Here is a 23,940-nt window from a genome sequence, read left to right as displayed (position 1 = left end):
CCAATAACGAGAAGAGACAGGCCAGAGCACCATGAATGACGAAAGCCAGAAAGAGAAACTCAGGCAACATTTCGCACGACGTGTAACTACCCAGGCGCGGGTTGTACTGGACACCTGGCAAGAGATTCACAAAGACCTCAACCTGGCCGGTGCGCTGCGCGATGAGTTTGCAGCGGCTACCGATAAACTGGTGCGCTATGCCCAGCGTTTTGAAATGACCAGTCACGCCGAGGCCGGCACCCAAATCCTCGGATTGCTGAAGGACTGGCAGGCCAATACACCGCTGGAAGACAGCCTTGAGCGCCCGATTCGGGATGCCATCGAGGCACTGTCCCGCAGCACCCTGCGTCGTACCGACCAAGAGAGCGCCGAGTCGCCGCACCAGTTCCGCCGCACACCGGTGTACATTGCTCTGGCCAACAAGGAAATGGCCCTCCGGCTTATTCGTCAGCTTGAGTTCTTTGGCTTCCGGGCGGAAGTCTTTACCTCTGCGGGCCCTCTCATCGACGCCTGCGCCCTGCATAAACCTGAAACCATTCTGATGGACGTAAACTTCGGCGGTAGCGTGAACGGGGGCATCGCCACCATCGAGCAATTGCAGGAACGCCACGACACGCCGATCCCCATCATCTTCATGAGTGACGAAGACGGCAGCATTGAGACCCGCTTGCGGGCCTCGCGCTGTGGCGGCGAAGAGTTTTTCTACCCGGCGGTCGATCCCGGCCAATTAATTGAAAAGATCGAGACCTACACCCACGGCAATGCCGTCGAGCCTTATAAGGTACTGGTGCTGGATGATTCCCGGGCCCAGGCCAAGTATATGGAAACTGTGCTTCGCAAAGCGGGCATGACGGCCCACATCATCACCGACCCGCTGCAGATCATTCATGCCTTGGAGGAGTTCTCCCCGGAGATCATCATTCTCGACATGTACATGCCCGGATGCACCGGCATGGAGATCGCGCGGGTAATCCGACAGCAGGATCGTTTCCACAGTGTGCCGATCATTTACCTGTCGGCCGAAGAAGACGTGTCCAAACAGCTGCATGCCATGAGCCTGGGTGGCGACGATTTCCTGACCAAACCCATAGACCCCAAGCACCTGATTTCCACCATTCACAACCGGGGTCGGCGGGCCCGCTCGCTGCTGGCCCTGATGATCCGTGACAGCCTGACCGGCCTGTACAACCACACCCATACCCTGCACCTGCTGGAGCAGGAAATTGTGCGGGCCCGGCAGAAGCAGCAGTCATTGTGCTTTGTCATGCTTGACATCGATTACTTCAAGAAAGTGAACGACGCCTTTGGCCACCCGATCGGTGACCGGGTGTTGCGCAGTCTCTCCATGTTCCTCAAGCAGCGCCTTCGCAAGACCGACCACATCGGTCGCTACGGCGGTGAGGAGTTTGCCATCATCCTGCCCGACACCCGGCCCAGCGATGCCCGCAACGTGCTGAACGAAATCCGCGAGCGCTTTTCCGAGCTGCTGCAACCTGCCGGCGACCGCGAGTTCAATGTCACCTTCAGTTGTGGTGTTGCCAGTTGGGACAATGAAAGCTCACAAGCTCTGTGCGAACGGGCCGACCGTGCGCTGTACGCCTCCAAGGAACAGGGACGAAACTGCGTCACGCTGGCTGAGAGTTAATGCCAAAAAAAGCCGGGCAGACCCTCTGAATCTGCCCGGCTCCGTAATCCCCCTATGAAACCAACGTCGTATAGCGCTAAGCGCCACCCTTCACGACAATGATTGTCATCAACGGAAAGATCCCGTTTCGGTTTCCAGCCTTCTTTTTACGACCAATGGACAACATGGATGATTGTCAAAAAGTGTTGATCTGAATGAAACAAGCACGCACCATTGTGGGAACGTGCTGTTATTTTCGGCGATCCTGTAAAAAAGACATCAAGGCAGACTGAACCATGTCGACAATTCTCGTGCTCCATGGCCCGAACCTCAACATGCTCGGAACCCGCGAGCCCGAGGTCTATGGCCACGAGACTCTGAACGACATCGACGATCGACTGCGACAGCAAGCGGCAGACCAGGGACATCACCTGCTACACCTGCAGTCCAACGCCGAGTATGAGCTGATCGAACGGATTCATGAAGCAAGGGCGGAAGGCGTGGATTACATCATCATCAATCCTGCCGCGTTCACCCACACCAGCATTGCACTCAGGGACGCGATGTTGGCGTCGGGCATCCCCTTCATTGAAGTGCATCTTTCCAATGTCCATGCGCGGGAATCGTTCCGCCATCACTCGTATTTTTCCGATATCGCCGATGGCGTTATCTGTGGGCTGGGTAGCCAGGGGTACGACCTTGCCCTCCAGGCAGCCCTGCAGCGCATTCACCGATAGACCAGACATAACGGGACTGGATTAACTATGGATATTCGCAAAGTCAAAAAATTGATCGAACTGCTTGAAGAATCCGATGTCGAGGAGTTAGAGATTCACGAAGGAGACGATTCGGTTCGCATCTCCCGACGCCGCGAGCAGGTTGCCGGCACCCAGTATGTGAGTCATTACCCGGCGCCAGCACAGCAGTCAGCACCGGCCCCGGAGCCCTCGCCGGCACCGACGCAGGAAAAATCCGCGCCAGCAGCCCCGAGCGGTCATTCCGTTAAGTCGCCCATGGTCGGAACCTTCTACCGCTCGCCGTCGCCCACCGCCAAAGCCTTTGTGGAAATTGGACAGTCGGTGAAAGCCGGTGACGTCATCTGCATCGTCGAAGCGATGAAGATGATGAACCAGATTGAGGCCGACAAGAGCGGTACCGTCACTGAAATTCTGGTCGAGAACGGCCAGCCGGTGGAGTTTGATCAGCCCCTGATCGTCATTTCCTGAACTCGGTGATAGCTACTCATGGCCATGTTAGAAAAAGTTCTGATCGCAAACCGGGGTGAAATTGCCCTCCGGATCCTGCGTGCCTGCAAAGAGCTGGGCATCAAGACTGTAGCGGTTCATTCCCAGGTCGATCGCGACCTGATGCACGTTAGGCTGGCAGACGAATCCGTTTGCATCGGACCTAACAGCCCGCTGGAAAGCTACCTCAACATTCCCACCATTATCAGCGCTGCCGAAGTAACTGACTCCGTGGGCATTCACCCCGGTTACGGTTTTCTGGCGGAGAATGCCGATTTTGCTGAACAGGTGGAAAAAAGCGGATTCCACTTCATTGGCCCCAAGGCCGACACCATCCGATTGATGGGCAACAAGGTCTCTGCGATCAACGCCATGATCCGCGCAGGTGTGCCGACGGTACCCGGGTCTGATGGTCCGATCACCGACGACGATGAACGCACCCTGCGCATCGCCCGCGAGATTGGCTATCCGGTCATGATCAAGGCGGCGTCTGGCGGCGGGGGCCGGGGCATGCAGGTGGTGCATTCGGAAGCCGCACTGCTGAAGGGTGTTCAGATCACCCAGAGTGAAGCCCGCAACGCCTTCGGCGACCCGACCGTGTACCTCGAGAAATTCCTGGAACGGCCGCGTCACGTGGAAGTCCAGGTATTGGCGGACATGCACGGCAACTGCATTCACCTGGGCGACCGCGACTGCTCGATGCAGCGCCGCAACCAGAAGGTAATCGAAGAAGCACCGGCCCCGAATGTGAACCCGGAGTCCCGGGAGCGCACGCTCAAGGCCTGTGTCGATGCCTGCAAGGAAATCGGCTACGTGGGCGCCGGTACGTTCGAGTTTCTATACCAGGACGGCGAATTCTACTTCATCGAAATGAACACCCGGGTTCAGGTGGAACATCCGGTATCCGAGATGGTCACCGGTGTCGACATCGTGCGCGAGCAGTTGCGTATTGCCAGCGGCCTGCCGCTGCAGTACACCCAGGATGACATCCGGATCTCCGGGCATGCGATCGAGTGCCGGATCAATGCCGAGGACCCGAAAACGTTCGTTCCCAGCCCAGGCAAAGTGAAGCACTTTCACGCGCCCGGCGGTAACGGGGTTCGCGTGGATTCACACCTGTACAGCGGCTACACCGTTCCGCCTTTCTACGATTCCCTGATTGCCAAGCTGATCACCTGGGGTGATGACCGGGAGATCGCTCGCCGGCGCATGAAGAACGCGCTGGATGAGCTGGTAGTGGAAGGCATCAAGACAAATCAGCCTCTGCATGGAAGACTGGTGCGCGACGGCGGCTTTAAACAGGTAGACTTCACCATCCATTACCTAGAAAAGCTGATGCGGGACTGACGTCCTGCATCGTCACCGCAGGAACTTCTATGCCCTGGATACAACTACAGATCCCAGCTGACCCGGATAACGCGGATCAGCTGGAAGATCTGCTGATGGAGATGGGCGCTGATGCCGTCTCCATGGAAGACGCCGCTGACCAACCACTGTACGAGCCCGATCCGGGCACCACACCGCTGTGGAGTCAGACGACCGTTACCGGGCTGTTCCAGTCCGACCGGGACATTGACCAACTGTGCGCCGATGTTCGGGACCTCTGGCACCAAGCCACCCAGCAATCCCTCCCCGACATTGACGTTACCCTGGTCGAAGACAAGGACTGGGAGCGGGCGTGGATGGACGACTTCCAGCCTCTGAAATTCGGCGAACGCCTGTGGATCGTGCCCAGCTGGCACGATGCACCGGAACCCGATGCCGCCAACCTGATGCTGGATCCCGGCCTGGCCTTCGGCACCGGCACCCATCCGACCACGGCCCTGTGCCTGGAGTGGCTCGATGGCCAGGACATGCAGAACCGGCAAGTGACCGACTATGGCTGCGGCTCCGGCATCCTCGGCCTGGCCGCCCTGCTGCTCGGCGCTGACCATGTGGTGGGTGTCGATACCGACCCCCAGGCGCTGGATGCCAGCCGCGAGAATGCCCGGCGCAACGGCGTTGCGGATGACCGGCTCAGCCTGTACCTGCCGGAAAACGAGCCCAACGCTGCGACCGACGTCATGCTCGCCAACATTCTGGCCCAGCCACTGATTGGTCTGGCGCCACACCTGGCCAAGCTGACCAAGCCCGGCGGTGACCTGGTACTGTCCGGAATTCTGTCCCATCAGGCCCGCGAAGTGATGGCCGCCTATGAACCCTGGTTCATTATGGACGAGCCCGTGCAGCGTGAGGAATGGATACGCCTTACAGGGCGGCGCCACAACGGATGACGAACAGTGCCTTAGCGACTAAACTGCGCACTCGTAGCCCCGTCGCTTTCAGGAACAAAGCATGACCTCAAGCAGCCTGCAGACACAATGCCCAAAATGCGAGACCCGGTTCCGGGTAACGAGCGAACAACTTGGTATTGCCAAGGGCAAAGTACGCTGCGGCAACTGCTTGTCGGTGTTCAACGCCATTGAGCACCAGGTGATGCCCCGGAGCAGTTCCAAGCCGGCACCGGCTCAGCCCGAGCCAGAGACCTCCGAAGATTACCGCACCCCTGAAGAAGACTTCGTCTTCGCCGACAACCCCGAGGAAGACGCCAGCGAAGAGCCCTACGCCGGCACCAAGCTGACCTTCTCGGACGACGAACTGAGCGATAGCTTCCGCACTATGGATGGCCAAAACAGCAGCGACTTTCAGGATGCTGGGGACGACGACACCGCCAAAGACGTTGACGAAAGCTGGGCTGAGGCCATCCTGAACGAAACGGCGAAACCCGCCAGCAAAACTGTACCGGAACCCGAGCCTCCTGAAGAGGCCCAGACCTCCAAGCCGGAACCCGACTATTCCGACGACACCGTCGAGTCAAGCGTTGACTCGACCTTTGATCCGGATATGACTTCGCATTTCGAGCTAAAGGTCGAGGCTGAGCCGGTTCAGCCGTCACCGCAAACCGAGCCATCGGATGACTTCTACGGATCGTTTGGCAACGACACGGACTTTGACTTTGATGCCAAGGACAGCCAGCTGGGCGAACCCTTGGCAGCCACCGTGCCCTACGACAACCTCCGCCGGGAACCGGTATCAGTTCGGGGCGACAACTCAGGCAAACTGCGCACGGTAATATGGTCGGTGGTGGTGCTGTCGCTGATCGGCATCCTGGTGGCGCAAGTGACCTGGTTCCAGTTTGACCGCCTCTCCTCTATCCCCGAGCTGCGTCCGCTCTATGAAAAAGGTTGCGCCATCGCCGGCTGCGAGCTGAAACCGCTGATCAATGTTGATGCTATCCAGAGCCGCAAACTGGTGGTTCGAACCGATCCGGACAACCGCAGCCAGCTGGTGGTGAACGCCGTGATCATCAACCGGGCCGACTTTGAACAGCCCTTCCCGGCCATTGCCCTGACCTTCTCCAACCTGAACGGCGACGTGGTGGCGCAAAGTATTTTTACCCCAGACGAGTACCTTGCCGGCGAGGGCCAGGAGCTCAGTGCCATGCCCAAGGACACCCCGGTCCGAATCGCCATCGACATCCGCGATCCCGGCAAGGATGCGGTAAATTACAACCTGAACTTCCGCCCCTATACGCCCTGAAGTGGTAAGCAAGTGTTTACTCGACAGTGAACATCGATCCTCACCACAGAGAACAAAAGTCAACCAGAAAGCACGAAAAATAATCAGTTTTTTCGTGTTGCTGCCCCTTCAATCATGTCCCACCCGGCGGTATCATTAGCGCCCTTCGGAACCTCGATCGATTATTTATTGAACAGTCGTTCGAATCCGACGTTTGCTAAACCCGCTGTGACACGGACTCAGATCATGCTGCCGACGGCAAAAATCGGGCCGTACACCTTGCCCAACCCGCTGATTGTTGCGCCCATGGCCGGCGTGACAGACCGACCGTTCCGACTGCTGTGCAGGAGGATGGGAGCAGGTCTTGCGGTATCGGAAATGGTCATAGCGGACAGCAGGCTCTGGCATACACGAAAATCACAGACCCGACTCAACCACGACGGCGAGCCGGAGCCCCGGTCGGTGCAGATTGCCGGCGGAGACCCGGAGATGCTGGCCGACGCCGCCCGACAGAATGCGAAGTTCGGCGCCCAGATCATCGACATCAACATGGGCTGTCCCGCCAAGAAGGTCTGTAACAAGGCCGCAGGATCGGCCCTGATGAAAGATGAGGCGCTGGTCAACGACATCCTGAAGGCGGTCGTAAACGCGGTTGATATCCCGGTCACGCTGAAAATGCGCACCGGCTGGGACCGGGACAACCGGAACGCCCCGATCATTGCCAGAATGGCTGAGGATGCCGGCATTCAGGCGCTGGCGATCCATGGTCGTACCCGGGCCGACAAATACAACGGCGAGGCCGAGTACGACACCATCGCCGAGGTCAAATCCCGGGTGCGGATTCCGGTGTTTGCCAATGGCGACATCACCACGCCGGAGCAGGCCCAATACGTGCTCAAGCACACAGGCGCGGATGGCCTGTTGATCGGCCGTGGCGCCCAGGGGCGGCCGTGGATCTTCCGGGAGATTCTTCACTTCCTGGAGACCGGGACACACCTGGCAGAGCCGCCGCTGGGCGAAGTGGAGCAGATTCTGATCGAACACCTGGCCGAGCTGCACAGCTTCTACGGCGAAACCATGGGTGTTCGCATCGCCAGAAAGCACGTGGGTTGGTACCTGCAGTCCCACGACCAGAGCAAAGAGTTTCGCAAACGCTTCAACGCCATCGAAGATGCACTGGAGCAGAAAGACAGCATTCAACAGTATTTTGCAGGCTTACGAAATGGAGAGGTATTCGCAGCATGAGCGCTGAGACTTTGGCACACGACAATCTAAGCACCCCAGCCAATGAAGATATTCACCAGCTTCAGACCGTCAATGGCAGCGGCAACAGCGTCACCTTGCGTGACAGCGTGGAAGTTGCCCTGAAGAACTATTTTGCCCAGTTGGACGGTGCGCCAGTGACCGAGGTGTACCAGCTGGTACTGTCCGAGGTTGAGGCGCCACTTCTGGAGCAGGTGATGAAATACACCCGCAACAACCAGACCAAGGCGTCGACCATGCTTGGGCTGAATCGCGGCACGCTCCGCAAGAAGCTGAAGCAGTACGGTCTGCTATAATCCAGACACCCTGACTTTATAAGGGCCTCCCGGAATCATTCGCGAGGCCCTTATTCGTTCATCTCCAGCGAAGAAAGTGACTCATGGTAAACCAGGCTAACTCCCCCGTCCGTCGCGCTCTGATCAGCGTGAGTGATAAAAGTGGCATCGTCGATTTCGGCCGTGCCCTGACCGAACGCGGTATCGAACTGCTGTCCACCGGAGGTACCTTCCGCCTCCTGAAAGAAAACAACATTCCAGTGACCGAAGTATCCGATTACACCGGATTCCCGGAAATGATGGACGGCCGGGTTAAGACCCTGCATCCGAAAATCCATGGCGGGATTCTCGGTCGCCGTGGCACCGACGACACCGTCATGGGCGAGCACGGCATCAACCCGATCGACATGGTGGTGGTGAACCTGTACCCGTTTGAGGAAACCGTCGCCAATCCGGACTGCGACCTGGCCACGGCCATCGAGAACATCGATATTGGCGGCCCCACCATGGTCCGCGCTGCGGCCAAAAACCACAACGACGTAGCCATTGTGGTCAACGCCTCGGATTACAGCCGGGTCCTTAAAGAGCTGGAAGACAACGACGGCGAGCTGACCTACAGCACCCGCTTTGACCTTGCAGTCAAAGCCTTTGAACACACTGCCGGATACGACGGCGCGATTGCCAACTACCTGGGCGGACGCACACCGGACAACGACAACGCCGAATTCCCACGTACCTTTAACACCCAGTTTGTGAAGGTTCAGGACATGCGCTACGGCGAAAACCCGCACCAGCGCGCCGCGTTCTACACCGAGCGCAACCCGAAGGAAGCCTGCATCGCCACCGCGAAACAGCTGCAGGGCAAGGAGCTGTCGTACAACAACGTGGCCGATACCGATGCCGCCCTGGAGTGCGTTAAGCCCTTCGCCGATCCCGCTTGTGTGATCGTCAAGCACGCCAACCCCTGCGGCGTTGCCATTGGCACCGACATCCGCCAAGCCTACGATCTGGCCTTCGCCACCGATCCGACCTCCGCTTTTGGCGGCATCATCGCCTTCAACCGCGAGCTGGATGCCGACACCGCCAAGGCCATCATCGACCGCCAGTTCGTCGAAGTCATCATTGCCCCGACCATCGCCCCCGAAGCGGTTGAGTTGGTGGCAGCCAAGAAGAACGTCCGCCTGCTGGCGTGTGGCGATTTCGATGGTGAGCGGGCCCAGACCCTGGACTACAAACGGGTAACCGGTGGCCTGCTGGTGCAGGACCGTGACTTGGGCATGGTCGCTATGGCCGACGTCAAAGTGGTAACCGATCGCCAGCCGTCCGAAGCCGAACTCAACGACCTGCTGTTCGCCTGGGAAGTGGCCAAGTACGTCAAGTCCAACGCCATTGTCTACGCCAAGGCGGGCCGCACCATTGGTGTTGGTGCTGGCCAGATGAGCCGGGTTTACAGTGCCAAGATCGCCGGTATCAAAGCGGCGGATGAAAACCTGGAAGTGAAAGGGTCGGTGATGGCTTCGGACGCCTTCTTCCCGTTCCGGGATGGCATTGATGCCGCCGCCAAGGCCGGCATCACCGCGGTGATTCAGCCAGGTGGCTCCATGCGCGACCAGGAAGTGATAGACGCTGCCAACGAGCATGGCATTGCCATGGTATTCACCGGCATGCGCCATTTCCGTCACTGATTCCGGACCAGCTAAAGGATTCCAAACATGAACATTCTTGTGATCGGCAACGGTGGCCGCGAACACGCACTGGCCTGGAAAGCCGCCCAGTCTCCTGTGGCCGACCGTGTCTTTGTTGCTCCGGGCAACGCCGGTACCGCGCGTGAGCCGGGCCTTGAGAACGTCAACATTGATGTGATGGACCTTGACGGACTCGCCAACTTCGCAGCCACCAACAACGTTGGCCTGACTATCGTCGGGCCCGAAGCGCCCTTGGTGGCTGGCATTGTTGATCAGTTCGAAGAGCGTGGCCTGCGAGTCTTCGGCCCCAGTGCCGGTGCCGCCCAGCTGGAAGGTTCAAAAGCCTTTACCAAGGACTTTCTGGCACGCCAGAAAATCCCGACCGCGGCCTACGCCAATTTCACTGATGTCGAAGAGGCCCTGGCCTACGTTCGTGAGCAGGGCGCGCCCATTGTGGTCAAGGCCGATGGCCTGGCCGCTGGCAAAGGCGTTATCGTCGCCATGACCCTGGCGGAAGCCGAGGATGCCATCCGTGACATGCTGGCGGGCAATGCCTTCGGCGACGCCGGCAGCCGGGTAGTCATCGAGGAATTCCTCGACGGCGAGGAAGCCAGCTTTATTGTCATGGTCGACGGCGAGCACGTGCTGGCCATGGCCACCTCCCAGGATCACAAGCGCGTGGGTGATGGTGATACTGGCCCCAACACCGGCGGTATGGGCGCTTACTCTCCCGCCCCGGTGGTCACTGCCGATGTGCACCAGCGCATCATGGACGAAGTCATCTACCCAACCGTGCGTGGCATGGCGGCCGAGGGTCATCCCTACAAGGGCTTCCTGTACGCCGGTTTGATGATCGACGGCAACGGTACTCCCAAGGTCATTGAGTTCAACTGCCGCTTCGGTGATCCGGAAACCCAGCCGATCATGCTGCGCATGCAGTCAGACCTGGTTGAACTGTGCGGTGCCGCCATCGACGGCAAGCTGGACCAGTGTCGCTCCGATTGGGACGACCGTGCGTCAGTCGGCATCGTCCTGGCCGCCGGTGGTTATCCCGCCGGCTACAACAAGGGCGACGCCATTTCCGGCCTGCCGGAAACCGAGATCGACGGCGAGAAAGTGTTCCACGCCGGCACCAAGCTCCAGGGTGAGCAGGTAGTCACCAACGGCGGACGAGTGCTTTGCGCCACTGCCTTGGGCAAGTCCGTAACCGAAGCCCAGCAGCGGGCTTACGAACTGGCCGCCAAGATCCACTGGGACGGTGTCTTTTACCGCAAGGACATCGCCTTCCGGGCCATCGCCCGAGAGCAGTCCTGATCCTTGCCCTCGGATGTAAAGCCCGGTCACTGACCGGGCTTTTTTTTGCTGGCACTGAGTCAGAACGGCCCCAACCCTCTTGGCTTGTTCTGCCCACAGCTCAATATTTCGAGTAAATTCAGGGAGATTCTGCGACCAGCGGCTACACCGGACTGGCAAAACAGGATAGCCTTGCACGATAAGCCCTGTGTTATACATAAGACGGACCTATGCCTGAAGCTCTCTGGATTTCATTTGCCTTTGTCCTTGGTTTACTGGTCAAAGGTTTTGGCTTGCCGCCCCTGGTGGGTTACCTGGCCGCAGGTTTCCTGCTCAGCGGCCTGTCAGCGGTCTCAGGGCTGACCATTGAGGCGACTGATGCCCTGGGTCATATTGCTCATCTGGGCGTGCTCCTGCTGCTGTTTACTGTCGGCCTGAAACTCAAGCTCAAATCCATCGTCAGCCTGGAAGTCATTGGTGGCAGCCTGCTGCACTTTGCCATCACCTGCGCAATATTCACCCCCGGGCTGTATTTGCTGATGGACCTGTCCTGGCAAACGGCGTTGATGCTGGCCATTGCCCTGTCCTTTTCCTCGACCGTACTGGCAGCCAAGGTGCTGGAATCGAAGCGGGAGCTGCGAGCCTTCCATGGCCGAGTTGCCATCGGCATCCTTATCATGCAGGACCTGGTCGCCCTGGTTGTGATGAGTCTGGCCGCCGGCCAGACCCCCTCGCAGTGGGCGCTAATCGTGTTCGGCCTGCCATTACTGCGGCCGCTGCTATTCCGCTTGCTGGATGCAAGCGGGCACGATGAACTCCTGGTCCTGCTCGGTCTGTTGATGGCGTTGGTTCTGGGCGGTTATGGATTCGAGTCGGTGGGACTCAGCTCCGAACTGGGAGCATTGGTTTTCGGGGCGATGCTGGCCAAGCATCCGCGCGCTCAAGAGTTATCCAAATCCCTGTGGAGTGTCAAAGAGGTCTTTCTGGTTGCGTTCTTCTTGCAAATTGGCATTGCCGGCTTGCCTGACCAGCAATCACTGATCTTCGCCATCGTCGCCGCCCTGGTACTGCCGATGAAAGGCCTGCTGTTCTTCTTTCTGCTGCTGGCGTTCCGGTTGCGGGCACGGAGTGGCTTTCTCAGTTCCCTGGCACTGACCAACTACAGCGAGTTTGGCCTCATTGTGGCCAGCGTTGCGCTGCCAGACTGGCTGGTACCCTTGGCGATTTCTGTGGCGATATCGTTTGTGATATCTGCGCCCCTGAACCGGTTTGCCCACGTCATCTTCGAACGTTATGCCTCCGGGCTGAGCCGGTTTGAAGGGCAGAAGCACCATCCGGATGAGCAGCCGCTGTCCGTCGGTAATAGCCGGGTGCTGATCATGGGTATGGGCCGCACAGGAACTGCCGCGTACGACTGGGTTGCCAAGCACGAGCCCGACCTGATGGGCCTGGATTCCGATCCGGCCAAGGCCTTGAAGCATCAGCGAGAGGGCCGTAACGTCGTATTTGCCGACGCTGAGGATGCCTCCTTCTGGCACGGTCTGCACATGCCTGAGGTGCATTCTGTCATCCTAGCCCTGGGCGATATTGAAGGTAAGCTGATCGCCGCACGCATGCTACGCAAACTCGGCTTCCGCGGCTATATCGTTGCCCACACCATGTACTCGGATGAGGCGCACCAAATCCGGGAAGCCGGCGCCAACGAGGCCTACCTGACCATGGACGAGACTGGTGTAGCACTGGCCAGCCACATCATGCACCGGGCCGAGCCTAGCCCCGACTGACAAACCCGGCAGCGAAAGGCCAGACACATCAGCGTGCGCAGGTGCGAAACCCGGTGAAGGCGTCATTGCGCAACGGCAGATATGCTTGCCGATAGGTGCCCCGAATCAGACACGATGATGTCGCGCAGCTACCGCCCCGGGTGACCTTGTGGTCGCCAAACTGCAGGGTGGACATGAACGGGTACATATCGATCTTGAAGCCGTCGTAGGGGAAAAACTGACTGCTGGTCCACTCCCAGACGCCACCAATCATCTGCCGGCAGCCAAATGGACTATCGCTCTGCGGGTAATCGTAAACCGGGTTCTGGCCCAGTGCCTGACCGTCCAGGTCGGCCAGAGTGGCGTCCGCAGGCGTATTTCCCCAGGGGTAACGCTGGAACGGCTCCCCCGGACGATTACCCAGTGCGGCGACCTCCCACTCATACTCCGTCGGTAACCGCCGCCCAGCCCAATTACAGAAGGCTTCCGCCTCCCAGTAGCTGACATGGGACACTGCGGCGTTTTCATTCAGCGGTTGCCAGCGATCGAATACCCGCTCCTGCCACTGGCATTCATGCCAGCGCCAGTAAAGCGGGTGACGCGGCATTCTGAACAAGGGCTCCGGGCTGCCATGCACCAGGGCCACATCCACTTCAGTTTGAAGCCACTTCCGGCCTCCAAATGACCAGTGCTCCGACTTCTGATAGCCGTCGTCTTCCACAAAGGCCAGGAATTCGGCGTTAGACACAGGTAAACGGGAGATGGCAAACGCATCCAGTTCGACTTCGAATCCTGGTTTCTCACTGTCGAAGGCGAAATCCGTTGTGGCGTAGGCCGCAGACTCCCCGGGCATGCCGATGACCCAGCGTCCTGCGGGAATAATGGCGTCGCCGGCTATGGTTTCACCGCGAGCCGGCCGGCCTGGCTTGGTATCCGGCGGGGCCGGATAACCGACCGTTTGCCGACACCAGATCAGGGATTCAATGTGCATGTTCTGATGAAAAATGGCGTACCGATTCAGGTACAGGGTCCAGTCATCCAGTGGCTGGCTGAGAATACGCTCCGCAACTCGGTCATACACGGTATCGAAGTAGGCCAACGTCTCCGCACGCCCCGGGAAGAGATCGCGGTTCCAGCGATCTTGATGTTCAATATGGAAAGAGTCCCAGAGATCATCCATTGCTGGATCGAAACTGGCGGAACCATCAAGAAGATTGAACACGAAAACCTCGTAGAAGAAAGCGGAATGCCCCATCTCCCAGAGGGGCGGGTTAACACCCGGATGATAGGGCACGTCCAGCATCGCCTCAGGCAGCGACGTAATCAGCGCCCGGGTGCGTTGCCGAGTCCGTTCAAGTTCCTGTAACAGCTCGTCTTTCATTGCCTGCATCGCATTCAGAGGTTTTCTATCGCCCATAAGCCACGTTGTCTTCCCTTTTGGATTCAGCATAACAGATGAACTCGCCAGCGGGTGCCACACCCACTGTCGACAACCTTTACAGTAGTACGAAGTGACTCAGTGACAGATCTCGCAAGCACCTGAAAGCCTTATTGATAATTTTTGTGGCATACATCCTGAATAGGGCTTGAACTGGCAGTCACATTTCCAAGGCACCACTCTTGTGGAGGTTTGCCATGACGGAAAAGAGACCGCTTGTCTGGCTGTCAGCGGCACAAAGCACAAGCAAGGTACGCAGTACCCTGGGTCCTCGCTGGGAGTTAACCGATTTCAATGCAGAAAACCCGGTGCCACTGCTTTTATCCCCCCCGGTCGGTGCCAAAGTTGGCATCCTTGATCTTAGCCAGGGCGCAACGGACGACATGCCCTGGTTTGAACACTGGCTGGAAGCCCTCAACCTGTCCTACTGGGTCGGCGTTGTCGCCCATCGCCCCATCAGCGGAACCCGAACGGCCCAGTTGATCACCCGCTACTGCTCCGATTTCCACACCCTGCCAGTGGACAGCGATCGGCTTGATACGGTGCTCGGGCATCTCTGGGGCATGGCCGTTATTCGGGAGCCCTGCGGCACCTTACCGCGGGACGGTTATCAAAGCCTGGTACTGGAGGGCAATTCGCTGGCCATTTGCCAGGCCCGAGATCTGCTTAGACGCTTTTCGGTGACAGCCGAACCCGTGCTCATTGTCGGTGAAAGCGGAACCGGAAAAGACGCGGCGGCTCAATTCATCCATCAACACTCAACCCGAGCCTCGGGACCTCTGGTCACGGTCAATTGTGCCGCGCTGCCCGAATCTCTCACCCAAAGCGAATTGTTCGGCTACGAAAAAGGCGCTTTTACCCATGCCCTGAGTGCGCATGCCGGACGGCTGGAGCAGGCCATCGGCGGTTCGCTCATCCTGTCCTCAATTGACGAACTGAATCTTGAGCAGCAATCGGCGATTCTCCGTTTTCTGCAGGAAGGCCAGATTGAACGGATTGGCGGAAGCAACCCTATTCGGATCGACAGCCGTATCATCACCACCGCCAGCCAACCATTAACCGAATTGATTGAAGCGGAGCGTTTCCGCAGCGATGTCTACTACCGCCTCGGAGGCCTGGAAATAAAACTACCTCCACTCAGGGACAGGCGCGAAGACATCCCCGCCCTGGCCGAGGCGCTGCTGGTTTCCTCAGCTCTCGGCGGCGAACACAAACCTCTCGGCGATGCCGCGATCCGCAGCCTGGTCAACCACTCCTGGCCCGGCAACTTTCGGGAACTGCAGAATCGACTCCGCCAGGGCCTGCTGCTGTGCGACCGCGACGAAATCAAACCTGAAGATCTGAGGCTGGCACAGGCCGACACCGACGACGCGGCCACCTCAAACCTTAGCCTGGAAGAATTTCGTGCCCGGGCTGAGCGCCAGGCGCTGTCCTGCAGTCTGGCTCTTGCCCACGACAACATCTCCGCCGCCGCGCGGATTCTGAAGATTTCCCGGGTTTCGTTTTACCGGCTCATGGAGAAGTACAACAGAGGCCACCCCGGCGACCATTACCGCCAGGGTTCGTCCCCGAAGGGAGATTTACCATGAATATTGCACCGCGTATTTCACTGCTTACCTGCGCCTGCCTGATCCCCGCCCTGGGGTTTGCGCAAGCAGAGTCGAACAATTCCACTCAGGCCGCCTCCGAAGCCGCCGAGAACAAAAAAGAGCAGGTCACAGAAATTGCCTCAATCACTACCGACCGCGGCATAGTCACCCGGCCCGGCCGCCTGACCATCGAACCGGCTTTCTCCCATGCCCACAGCAATTCCACTCGCGTGGCCATCGAGGGTTATACGGTGATTCCGGCACTCCTTGTGGGCCTGATTAACATCTCGGAAATCCAACGGGATATCTTTGTCACCTCGCTCACCTTCAAATACGGCATCACCAGCCGATTTGAAACCGACATACGGATTCCCTGGCTGAGGATCAGAGAAGACCTTCGGGAACGGCAGGCGTTTGAGGGCACTCCGGTTGATACCCTGCGTGAGTCCTCCGGCGACGGCCTCGGCGATATCGAGCTGTCAGCACGTTACCAACTCAATGATGGCCTTGACGGCTGGCCCTACATTATTGGTGTGTTTCGGGTGAAGGCCCCCACCGGCGACAGTCCCTATGACGTGGATCGGCGAGTGGTGGAGGACAGTGAAGGCAACCCCATTGGGACCGAGCTGGAACAACGGCCGACGGGCTCTGGCTTCTGGTCATACGAACCCGGGCTCTCGTTTATCTATCCCTCCGACCCGGCCGTGCTGTTTGGCAGCCTCAGTTATGTCTGGACACAGGAAAGAGATCAGGGCGCAGAGAACGGAGGCCGGATTGATCCTGGCGATGTAATCCGCTTGGGCTTCGGTATGGGCTTTGCCTTCAATGAACGGACGTCATTCAGCCTGAGCTACGATCACTCGATCATTCAAAGGACCACTTTTGAAAATAACAACGATCTGTTCGCGGCCACCTTCGATCACATCCAGGTCGGCTCTTTGTCGTTTGGTCTCTCTCAACGTTTGACGCCCAAAACCACTTTGAGCCTGACTGTCAGCGTTGGGGTCACTGAAAATGCCCCAAGCAGCGAGCTGACCCTGAAGCTGCCATTCACGCTATGAAGTTACAGCATCAGGCGGCAGGGGATTCTGCCGGCGCTCAGCGGCCAAGTAACTGTAGCATCGGTTCGCGCATGTCTTCGGGGAGACGATTCAGAGCGGCCCCCAGATTGTCCATCTGAATATTGAGCTGCCGGCTGTTCTGGATGGTGGTCTCGTTCAGGCTGTTCTGGATCACCATTATCCAGCCCCCACCGTCCGATACCGTAGAGACCAGGGACTGGCCACTGGCGTCGTCGTCAAGGTTGGCGACATGGGTCTCCACCGTGTGCGGCAACAGCTGACCATTAAGAACCTGATTCATATTCGGAATGGTCAGACGGTTAATGGCGAAGGTTTCACCGTTCAACGAAACGATCTGTTCAAGGCCAATCGAGATTTCAAGATTATTGAGAAAGAAGCCACCGCGCAGGGACGCCAATTCGGCATCGCTCAGCGCCTGTCCCGGAAACTCCACATCGGCCCTGGCGGTCGATATGGCGCCCACCGCCAACACCACCAACACGGCAGACCACACTTTTCGATTATTCATAGTGTCACCACTCCCTTGGCGTCGGCCAATAAGGCAGGGTGTGCCCCAACGATGGACCGTCCGGCCTTGTGGACAAAGGCGCACGTACGTACTGCGGCCAGTCTCCATTCCGGTCAAACGTCTTCCGCCCCTGCGCAACATGACTGCGTATCACGAAGGCAGAGCCATCCCAGAATTCTTCAAATTGTGCTCTCGGGTACACTCTCAGGCCGCGAGTTGGGTCGCCGACAAAGACCTCACGCTCACTGATTCCTTTGATGACCACGAAGTGCCGAAAGCCGTCCAGTGTAACCAGCGCAATAGCTGGCAAAGCTACCCTTTCCCGCATGCCCGTCAGGGGCAGCCGAAAACCGTCGGCGCGATAGCCTTCGGATTCGAGGTAGCGTTTCATATCAAGCATGGAAAAACCTTCCCGGCGCACCTTGTCAGGGTCGGCCAGGGCAAACATGCCTCGGAACACTTCTGCTTCAGTGACCTGGTGTCCATAGTGGTATGACAACAGGGACGCCACGGCTGCCGAGCCACAGCTGAAGTCATACTGCTGACGCATGATCGAGCTGAAGCGCTTTTCCTGATAGCTTTCAATCTCTAACTGGAGGCCACCGCCCAGGCCCGGCACCAGCACATTGCCGGCAAAGGCCGTGGACCATAGCATGGCAGCGCCTGCTGCAAGCATCACAAGCCTCCGCGTTACCATGGTCCACCTCCCATTAATGGTTGATGAGAATATTGACTTGGGTACTGTCCTGAATCACCACCTGATTACCGGTGTTCTGGATGACCGTGGCAATACCGCTCATATTGCTGAACGCCTGATCCGTGATCATGTTGTCGCCGGTTACTGAGTGCCCTGACAACACATTGCCAGTGACCATGGCATTCTGCTCCGTTTCGTTAAGCTGCCACTGCAAGGGTACGCCCTGGCGCCCGCTGGCCCCCTCCAACTGGTCCACATTCATAGGAGTCAGCCCCATCAAGTCCTCGGCGAAGACAGCAGGTGCTGATCCGAGAATCAACACCGCGCCAACCGCTTTCAGCATCCCTTTGACGATGTCAGTCATGACATGCCTCCCGGTGGTAACTGGTCGCGCCCCTACCGGAGCGCAACCGTGGTGCTTCAGTTACCGCCTGCTGACAGATTGGACTGCACACTCACATTGGCCTGGTTGACTGAACCATGGCCGTTATTCTGAACGAATGCTCCAATACCGGTGAAGTTCGCGGCGTTGTCCGAGATCTCGTTGTAGTGCTTGGCGTAGGTCTTGGAATCGTCATTTGCATCACCGTAGTACACGGTAGTGCCTGAAACGCTGCCTTCGAGATCGGCGTTGTTCAGGAACACGTTCAGGGACAGATCGGTATCAACACTGTTGTCCGAATTGTCGGTGTTGGCCGAATCAGCCCAATTCATACTGTTATCGGAATTATCCGAGTTATCCGAGTTATCCGAGTTATCGGAATTGTCTGAATTGTCCGAATTATCTGAGTTGTCAGAATTATCGGAGTTGTCGTCCGTGTTGCCGCTGTCGGCGATCTTGAACGAGTCAGTGACATTAGTGCTGTCATCAGAGTTGTCCGAATTATCGGAGTTGTCGGAATTATCCGAATTGTCCGAATTATCGGAGTTGTCGTCCGTGTTGCCGCTGTCGGCAATCTTGAACGAGTCGGTGACGTTAGTGCTGTCATCAGAGTTGTCCGAATTATCGGAGTTGTCGGAATTGTCCGAATTGTCCGAATTATCGGAGTTATCCGAGTTGTCCGACATATCGTTGCCACTGTCCGCGATCTTGAAAGAATCCGTAGCAGTGTTGCTGTTATCCGAATTGTCGGAATTATCGGAGTTATCCGAATTGTCGGAATTGTCCGAGTTGTCCGACATATCGTTGCCACTGTCCGCGATCTTGAACGAATCCGTAGCAGTGTTGCTGTTGTCTGAGTTATCGGAATTGTCCGAGTTGTCGGAATTGTCTGAGTTGTCGGAATTGTCCGAATTATTGTTGGCGACATCATTCAGTGCAGCCGAACCGTCGTTGGCGTTGGTGTTCGGGTCACCGTCTCCACCCAGCGTGGGATCGGCAACAACAGCTCCCGACAGGCCCAGACCCAGTGCAACGGCAATTGCTAGCAAGCTTTTATTAGTATTCATAGCGTCAATTCCTTTGATGTCATTGGCTTGTAAGGGACCCAATCCCATCCGCTAGCCGTCGGATTTCCCAGGGTTCAGATCCGTAGAGTTGCCGTAGCGATTGCCATGCCAGCTTTCCAAAAAAATAATCAACCTCCTGTTATTATTAGATTTTTCTTGGATTTGGTGTACATCTACTCCCCACCAAAAAAACCAATCTGTTGCACCCATGAAACAGGTCATTCAGCGGTTATCAGGGATATCAGGAGATAATGTTTCTAATTCATAGACATAGGCAGAAACATGAGTGTCAAAAATAACAATGCGCGGCTAAACCCACCTCGGTCACAAACCAACACATAAAATGCAAGATTGCTCACATACCTAGGATGAATTTCTGGTAATGTCGTTTAGGTTACTGTTCTTAAAAGCACGAAAGCACCGCCGGGACCGCGGTCCTGTCACATAGGACGGAATCATAAGGAACTGATATGTCGAATGAGCTTTATCAAGTTGTGTACAACGGCCAGACTCTCCCTGGTTTTGACGACGCCCAGGTTAAGGCCAACCTTCAGAACTTATTCAAAGCAACAGAAGAGCGGATCGAACGCCTGCTATCCCCATCATCGTCATCCGCCATCAAATCCAACCTCAGCTATGACGACGCACAGATTTACCAGAAGAAGCTGACTGAGGCTGGTGCCGATGTCCGCATCCGGGTTCAAGAAGCACCTGTCGAGCAGACACAGGATCTAAAGTTGGCCCCCCTTGAGTTCACCGGTCGTGGTGGCGAATATTTCGGTATCTGGATCGTTAACATCCTTCTGACCATAGTCACTCTGGGCATCTATTCCGCTTGGGCAACGGTTCGCAACAATCAGTATTTCTATGGCAACACCCGCCTGGATGACTCCAGCTTCCAGTACCTGGCCAATCCCATCACCATCCTGAAAGGCCGTTTGATCGCGCTTGCCGTTCTGGTTGCCTACGTTGCGCTGGCAAACCTTTATATCGAGGCTGCCGTGGTCTTTGGTGTAGCGTTTATATTTGTCACGCCCTGGATCATGACCCGCTCACTGCGCTTCACCGCGATCAACAGTGCCTACCGCAACATTCGCTTCGATTTCCAAGGCAAGTATGGTGAGGCCTTCATGGTGGCCTTCGTGTGGCCGATCCTGAATCTGCTGTGCCTGACACTGCTGACCCCGCTGGTGCTGAAAAAAACCCACGCTTTCATCGCTAACGGCAGCCGCTACGGAACCACGCCGTTTGAGCTAAATGCCTCAACCAAAGTGTATTACCTGCTCTTCGGCAAGGCGCTACTGATGATTGCTGGATTCGCCGTCGCCGCCTTCCTCGCCTCCCGGGCCGGGATTCCGGCCCTGGCTGCCGTTATTGCGGGCGTCGGTTACCTGACCCTTTTCGGATTCTTCATGGCTGGTATCGCCAACCTGTTCCTCAACTCTACCCAGTTGGCCGATCACAGCTTTGAATCTGAGCTGAAGCCAGCACAAATGGTGTGGATCTACCTGAGCAACAGCCTGCTTGTTGTACTGACCCTCGGCCTGTTCACCCCCTGGGCCAAGGTGCGCATGGCCCGCTACCGGGCAAGCTGTACCTCTATGGTGATTTCCGGTGACCTGAACCACTTCGTTGCGGCCGAGCAGACTCGTACCAGTGCCCTGGGTCAGGAACTGGGAGACGCCTTCGATGTCGAATTCGCCGCAGTCTGAACTGGTCATTGAAGGACAGTTCTATTCTGGCGACAGTTCGCTCCGGGAGGACGCACTATTGCGTTCTGCCGGAGGCGTACTGGTTCTGGTCACTCCCTCTGGTCAACAACCACTGCATTGGCAAGACCTGAGCATTTCTCCCAGGGTGGGGAACACACCCCGCTACCTACACCTACCCAACGATGCCGTTTTCGAGACGCGCTACAACGACCTTGTCGACCAACTCGCGCGGCGATCCTCCACCGGGCGCGTAACCCGCCTGGTGCACCGGCTGGAAAACAATCTCAGCCTGATTTTGCTGGCGGCGGTGGCAACGGTAGCTGTCACTGTCTTCGCGTTCGTTTACGGTGTTCCCTGGACCGCCAAGGTAATCGCCTACGCGGCACCGGATGGCGTTGCCGAGCAAGTGGGTGAAACCACCCTGGCCTCTCTGGACGACACCTGGCTTGAACCCTCGCAATTACCGCAACAACGACAGCAGGCGCTGCAAGAGCATTTTGCTCCGCTGCTGGCGCCAGTAGGCGGACAGAGCCTGAACGTGGTGTTTCGCGCCTCCCCCGCCATTGGCGCTAACGCTTTGGCATTGCCAAACGGCACTCTGATATTCACCGATGATCTGGTGGCGCTGGCGGAACACGATGACGAACTGACCGCGATCCTGGCGCACGAAATTGGCCATGTCGCTCACCGCCACGGCATGCAAGGTATGGTGCAGTCGTCGCTGACCTTCTGGTTGATTGTGATGATGACCGGCGATTTATCGGCGTTTTCAGACTCGACTGTGGTGGTACCGGCGGTGTTGATGAGCCTGTCCTATTCGCGCGAGATGGAGAGACAGGCCGATGAGTATGCCCTGATGGTGATGCAACAAAATGGCCTCGACCCCGCCCATTTCGCCACAATCATGACCCGGCTAAGCCATACCGACAACACAGTCAGCACCACTTCCAGCGGTACAGAAGAAGACGCACCCAGCCGTTGGGATAGCCTTGGGGATTTGCTCTCCAGCCACCCCGCCACTGAGGAGCGCATTGAGCGCTTCCGGAATGCAAGCTCCAGTCAGCCTTAACTGCAGGCACAAAAAAGCCCCGCACATGGCGGGGCTTTTCTGGATAACTCCCGGAGCTATCCGGGAGTGACAACCGAACCGATCGATTAACCGAACTGGTTCATGGTGTTGTCTTTACCACCGGCCTTCAGGGCCGCATCACCCGCGAAGAATTCCTTGTGGTCGTCACCGATGTTAGAACCAGCCATGTCCTGGTGCTTAACGGTAGCGATACCCTGACGGATTTCCTTACGCTGTACGCCAGCAACGTAAGCCAGCATGCCTTCGTCGCCGAAGTAGCCCTTGGCCAGGTTGTCGGTGGACAGGGCCGCAGTGTGGTATGTCGGCAGCGTGATCAAGTGGTGGAAGATACCCGCTTCGCGTGAACTGTCACGCTGGAAGTTCTGACACCACTTATCTGCCAGCTGACCCAGCTCGGTGTTGTCGTACTCTTCGCTCATCAGCTTCGGACGGTCGTAGGCAGAAACGTCCTTGCCTTCTTCCTGCCAGGCGTCGAATACCTGCTGACGGAAGTTCAGAGTCCAGTTGAAGGATGGGCTGTTGTTGTAAACCAGCTTGGCGTCGGGCACCACTTCCTTGATGCGGTTAACCATGGCTGCGATCTGGCCAACGTGCGGCTTCTCGGTTTCGATCCACAGCAGGTCAGCGCCGTTCTGCAGGCTGGTGATGCAGTCGAGGACAACGCGGTCTTCGCCAGTGCCCGGCTTGAACTGGAACAGGCCAGATGCCAGACGCTTCGGCCGAACCAGCTGGCCGTTCTGCTTGATAACAACGTCGCCGTTGTTGATGTCTTCAGCCTTCTCGATCACTTCGCCATCGATGAAGCTGTTGTACTGGTCGCCCAGGTCGCCTGGCTCTTCAGTTACGGCGATCTTCTGGGTCAGGCCAGCGCCCAGGGAGTCGGTACGGGCAACGATAACACCGTCGTCCACACCCAGCTCCAGGAACGCCAGACGTACGGCGTTGATCTTGGACAGGAAGTCAGCGTGCGGCACGGTTACCTTGCCATCCTGGTGACCACACTGCTTCTCGTCAGAAACCTGGTTTTCGATCTGGATGCAGCAAGCACCCGCCTCAATCATCTGCTTGGCCAGCAGGTAAGTTGCTTCGGCGTTACCGAAACCGGCGTCGATGTCGGCAATGATCGGTACAACGTGAGTTTCGTGGTTGTCGATCTGCTTGATCAGTTCTTCTGCCTTGGCGTTGTCACCAGCGTTTTCGGCTTCTTCCAGGGCACGGAACAGGTGGTTCAGTTCCCAGGCGTCAGCTTGACGCAGGAAGGTGTACAGCTCTTCGATCAGGCCAGAAACGGCAGTCTTCTCGTGCATGGACTGGTCAGGCAGAGGACCAAACTCTGAACGCAGAGCGGCTACCATCCAGCCAGACAGGTACAGGTAACGACGCTTGGTGGAACCGAAGTGCTTCTTGATGGACAGCATCTTCTGCTGACCAATGAAGCCGTGCCAGCAGCCCAGGGACTGGGTGTACTGAGCGGTGTCGTTGTCGTAGTTGGCCATGTCTTCGCGCATGATCTTGGCGGTGTACTTGGCGATATCCAGGCCAGTCTTGAATTTGTTCTGGGCACGCATGCGGGCAGCGTGCTTCGGGTTGATGGCATTCCAGGTCGGATGCTGCTTCAACAGGGAGGTAATCTGGTCAACGTCTTGTGCGTAGGGCATGATCTCAATCCT

21 protein-coding genes are annotated in these 23,940 nt (G+C 57.5%); 15 read left to right on the top strand and 6 right to left on the bottom strand.

The genetic code is table 11. The features are described from left to right. Positions 1 to 31 precede the first annotated feature (31 nt). From FCS96_RS02565 to FCS96_RS02515, 11 genes are all read left to right on the top strand, one after another. Positions 32 to 1,645 carry a GGDEF domain-containing response regulator gene (locus tag FCS96_RS02565; protein ID WP_138438670.1) on the top strand — a complete coding sequence of 538 codons (1,614 nt, stop codon included), beginning with the start codon at positions 32 to 34 and terminating at the stop codon, positions 1,643 to 1,645. 275 nt (positions 1,646 to 1,920) lie between these two features. Continuing rightward, on the top strand, positions 1,921 to 2,361 hold the full coding sequence (aroQ, locus tag FCS96_RS02560; RefSeq protein ID WP_138438669.1) for a type II 3-dehydroquinate dehydratase: 441 nt from the start codon (positions 1,921 to 1,923) through the stop codon (positions 2,359 to 2,361). A 27-nt stretch (positions 2,362 to 2,388) separates the two neighbouring features. After that, positions 2,389 to 2,850 (top strand): acetyl-CoA carboxylase biotin carboxyl carrier protein, encoded by a 462-nt coding sequence (accB, locus tag FCS96_RS02555; protein ID WP_138438668.1) that lies wholly within the window; start codon positions 2,389 to 2,391, stop codon positions 2,848 to 2,850. A gap of 18 nt (positions 2,851 to 2,868) precedes the next feature. Continuing rightward, the gene (gene accC / locus FCS96_RS02550) at positions 2,869 to 4,215 is read left to right on the top strand and encodes an acetyl-CoA carboxylase biotin carboxylase subunit (protein WP_138438667.1); all 1,347 of its coding nucleotides are present in this window, start codon (positions 2,869 to 2,871) and stop codon (positions 4,213 to 4,215) included. A gap of 29 nt (positions 4,216 to 4,244) precedes the next feature. Beyond that, positions 4,245 to 5,141: a 50S ribosomal protein L11 methyltransferase gene (gene prmA / locus FCS96_RS02545; protein WP_138438666.1), complete on the top strand. Its 897-nt coding sequence runs from the start codon at positions 4,245 to 4,247 to the stop codon at positions 5,139 to 5,141. Between the two features lie 61 nt (positions 5,142 to 5,202). Continuing rightward, on the top strand, positions 5,203 to 6,447 hold the full coding sequence (locus FCS96_RS02540) for a DUF3426 domain-containing protein (RefSeq protein ID WP_138438665.1): 1,245 nt from the start codon (positions 5,203 to 5,205) through the stop codon (positions 6,445 to 6,447). Between the two features lie 228 nt (positions 6,448 to 6,675). Beyond that, positions 6,676 to 7,671: a tRNA dihydrouridine synthase DusB gene (dusB, locus tag FCS96_RS02535; RefSeq protein WP_228264033.1), complete on the top strand. Its 996-nt coding sequence runs from the start codon at positions 6,676 to 6,678 to the stop codon at positions 7,669 to 7,671. Next, a complete protein-coding gene (gene fis / locus FCS96_RS02530) occupies positions 7,668 to 7,985 on the top strand; it encodes a DNA-binding transcriptional regulator Fis (protein WP_138438663.1) in 318 nt (105 codons plus the stop codon). The genes dusB and fis overlap by 4 nt, the downstream gene beginning before the upstream one ends. An 83-nt stretch (positions 7,986 to 8,068) precedes the next feature. Beyond that, the gene (gene purH / locus FCS96_RS02525) at positions 8,069 to 9,649 is read left to right on the top strand and encodes a bifunctional phosphoribosylaminoimidazolecarboxamide formyltransferase/IMP cyclohydrolase (RefSeq protein ID WP_138438662.1); all 1,581 of its coding nucleotides are present in this window, start codon (positions 8,069 to 8,071) and stop codon (positions 9,647 to 9,649) included. A 27-nt stretch (positions 9,650 to 9,676) separates the two neighbouring features. Next, entirely contained in the window at positions 9,677 to 10,963 is a 1,287-nt protein-coding gene (gene purD, locus FCS96_RS02520; protein ID WP_138438661.1) for a phosphoribosylamine--glycine ligase, read from the top strand. Between the two features lie 209 nt (positions 10,964 to 11,172). Further along, positions 11,173 to 12,726: a cation:proton antiporter family protein gene (locus FCS96_RS02515; RefSeq protein ID WP_138438660.1), complete on the top strand. Its 1,554-nt coding sequence runs from the start codon at positions 11,173 to 11,175 to the stop codon at positions 12,724 to 12,726. Between the two features lie 28 nt (positions 12,727 to 12,754). Here FCS96_RS02515 and FCS96_RS02510 read toward each other — a convergent pair whose 3' ends face one another. Continuing rightward, the gene (locus FCS96_RS02510) at positions 12,755 to 14,122 is read right to left on the bottom strand and encodes an SUMF1/EgtB/PvdO family nonheme iron enzyme (RefSeq protein WP_228264005.1); all 1,368 of its coding nucleotides are present in this window, start codon (positions 14,120 to 14,122) and stop codon (positions 12,755 to 12,757) included. A 218-nt stretch (positions 14,123 to 14,340) separates the two neighbouring features. Between FCS96_RS02510 and FCS96_RS02505 the strand changes: the two genes are divergently transcribed. Next, the gene (locus FCS96_RS02505; protein ID WP_138438659.1) at positions 14,341 to 15,732 is read left to right on the top strand and encodes a sigma-54 dependent transcriptional regulator; all 1,392 of its coding nucleotides are present in this window, start codon (positions 14,341 to 14,343) and stop codon (positions 15,730 to 15,732) included. After that, entirely contained in the window at positions 15,729 to 16,793 is a 1,065-nt protein-coding gene (locus FCS96_RS02500; protein ID WP_138438658.1) for a transporter family protein, read from the top strand. Before FCS96_RS02505 ends, FCS96_RS02500 begins: the two co-directional genes overlap by 4 nt. Positions 16,794 to 16,830: 37 nt before the next feature. Here FCS96_RS02500 and FCS96_RS02495 read toward each other — a convergent pair whose 3' ends face one another. From FCS96_RS02495 to FCS96_RS02480, 4 genes are read right to left on the bottom strand one after another with little or no spacing between them, the layout of a single operon-like run. Beyond that, positions 16,831 to 17,322: a hypothetical protein gene (locus tag FCS96_RS02495; protein ID WP_228264004.1), complete on the bottom strand. Its 492-nt coding sequence runs from the start codon at positions 17,320 to 17,322 to the stop codon at positions 16,831 to 16,833. A 4-nt stretch (positions 17,323 to 17,326) separates the two neighbouring features. After that, complete coding sequence (locus FCS96_RS02490) at positions 17,327 to 17,998, bottom strand: C39 family peptidase (protein WP_228264003.1); 672 nt, start codon at positions 17,996 to 17,998, stop codon at positions 17,327 to 17,329. Positions 17,999 to 18,032: 34 nt separating this feature from the next. Then, positions 18,033 to 18,383, bottom strand: a complete 351-nt coding sequence (locus FCS96_RS02485; protein ID WP_228264002.1) for a hypothetical protein — start codon at positions 18,381 to 18,383, stop codon at positions 18,033 to 18,035. A gap of 56 nt (positions 18,384 to 18,439) precedes the next feature. Beyond that, the gene (locus FCS96_RS02480; RefSeq protein WP_138438657.1) at positions 18,440 to 19,468 is read right to left on the bottom strand and encodes a hypothetical protein; all 1,029 of its coding nucleotides are present in this window, start codon (positions 19,466 to 19,468) and stop codon (positions 18,440 to 18,442) included. A gap of 470 nt (positions 19,469 to 19,938) precedes the next feature. On the opposite strand from FCS96_RS02480, the gene FCS96_RS02475 reads away from it, so the two are divergent. After that, positions 19,939 to 21,180 (top strand): YjgN family protein, encoded by a 1,242-nt coding sequence (locus tag FCS96_RS02475; RefSeq protein WP_138438656.1) that lies wholly within the window; start codon positions 19,939 to 19,941, stop codon positions 21,178 to 21,180. After that, a complete protein-coding gene (locus FCS96_RS02470) occupies positions 21,158 to 22,249 on the top strand; it encodes a M48 family metallopeptidase (protein ID WP_138438655.1) in 1,092 nt (363 codons plus the stop codon). Before FCS96_RS02475 ends, FCS96_RS02470 begins: the two co-directional genes overlap by 23 nt. An 86-nt stretch (positions 22,250 to 22,335) precedes the next feature. Here FCS96_RS02470 and FCS96_RS02465 read toward each other — a convergent pair whose 3' ends face one another. Continuing rightward, a complete protein-coding gene (locus tag FCS96_RS02465; RefSeq protein ID WP_138438654.1) occupies positions 22,336 to 23,928 on the bottom strand; it encodes an isocitrate lyase in 1,593 nt (530 codons plus the stop codon). Positions 23,929 to 23,940 lie beyond the last annotated feature (12 nt).

The organism is Marinobacter alexandrii (genome assembly GCF_005871205.1).
In the GTDB taxonomy this organism is placed as follows: Bacteria; Pseudomonadota; Gammaproteobacteria; order Pseudomonadales; family Oleiphilaceae; genus Marinobacter; species Marinobacter alexandrii.
The sequence above is the reverse complement of the archived record's forward strand: the minus strand, read 5'-3'. Positions and strand labels throughout refer to the sequence as shown.

Bases quoted from the DNA above. Each gene is read 5' to 3' on its own strand.
- prmA (WP_138438666.1), top strand. From the start codon at position 4,245: ATGCCCTGGATACAACTACAGATCCCAGCTGACCCGGATAACGCGGAT.
- FCS96_RS02480 (WP_138438657.1), bottom strand. From the start codon at position 19,468: ATGAATACTAATAAAAGCTTGCTAGCAATTGCCGTTGCACTGGGTCTG.
- aroQ (WP_138438669.1), top strand. From the start codon at position 1,921: ATGTCGACAATTCTCGTGCTCCATGGCCCGAACCTCAACATGCTCGGA.
- FCS96_RS02540 (WP_138438665.1), top strand. From the start codon at position 5,203: ATGACCTCAAGCAGCCTGCAGACACAATGCCCAAAATGCGAGACCCGG.
- FCS96_RS02505 (WP_138438659.1), top strand. From the start codon at position 14,341: ATGACGGAAAAGAGACCGCTTGTCTGGCTGTCAGCGGCACAAAGCACA.
- FCS96_RS02475 (WP_138438656.1), top strand. From the start codon at position 19,939: ATGTCGAATGAGCTTTATCAAGTTGTGTACAACGGCCAGACTCTCCCT.
- purH (WP_138438662.1), top strand. From the start codon at position 8,069: ATGGTAAACCAGGCTAACTCCCCCGTCCGTCGCGCTCTGATCAGCGTG.
- FCS96_RS02495 (WP_228264004.1), bottom strand. From the start codon at position 17,322: ATGAATAATCGAAAAGTGTGGTCTGCCGTGTTGGTGGTGTTGGCGGTG.
- FCS96_RS02470 (WP_138438655.1), top strand. From the start codon at position 21,158: ATGTCGAATTCGCCGCAGTCTGAACTGGTCATTGAAGGACAGTTCTAT.
- FCS96_RS02515 (WP_138438660.1), top strand. From the start codon at position 11,173: ATGCCTGAAGCTCTCTGGATTTCATTTGCCTTTGTCCTTGGTTTACTG.
- FCS96_RS02490 (WP_228264003.1), bottom strand. From the start codon at position 17,998: ATGCTTGCAGCAGGCGCTGCCATGCTATGGTCCACGGCCTTTGCCGGC.
- FCS96_RS02500 (WP_138438658.1), top strand. From the start codon at position 15,729: ATGAATATTGCACCGCGTATTTCACTGCTTACCTGCGCCTGCCTGATC.
- accC (WP_138438667.1), top strand. From the start codon at position 2,869: ATGGCCATGTTAGAAAAAGTTCTGATCGCAAACCGGGGTGAAATTGCC.
- purD (WP_138438661.1), top strand. From the start codon at position 9,677: ATGAACATTCTTGTGATCGGCAACGGTGGCCGCGAACACGCACTGGCC.
- fis (WP_138438663.1), top strand. From the start codon at position 7,668: ATGAGCGCTGAGACTTTGGCACACGACAATCTAAGCACCCCAGCCAAT.
- FCS96_RS02465 (WP_138438654.1), bottom strand. From the start codon at position 23,928: ATGCCCTACGCACAAGACGTTGACCAGATTACCTCCCTGTTGAAGCAG.
- FCS96_RS02485 (WP_228264002.1), bottom strand. From the start codon at position 18,383: ATGACTGACATCGTCAAAGGGATGCTGAAAGCGGTTGGCGCGGTGTTG.
- accB (WP_138438668.1), top strand. From the start codon at position 2,389: ATGGATATTCGCAAAGTCAAAAAATTGATCGAACTGCTTGAAGAATCC.
- FCS96_RS02510 (WP_228264005.1), bottom strand. From the start codon at position 14,122: ATGGGCGATAGAAAACCTCTGAATGCGATGCAGGCAATGAAAGACGAG.
- FCS96_RS02565 (WP_138438670.1), top strand. From the start codon at position 32: ATGAATGACGAAAGCCAGAAAGAGAAACTCAGGCAACATTTCGCACGA.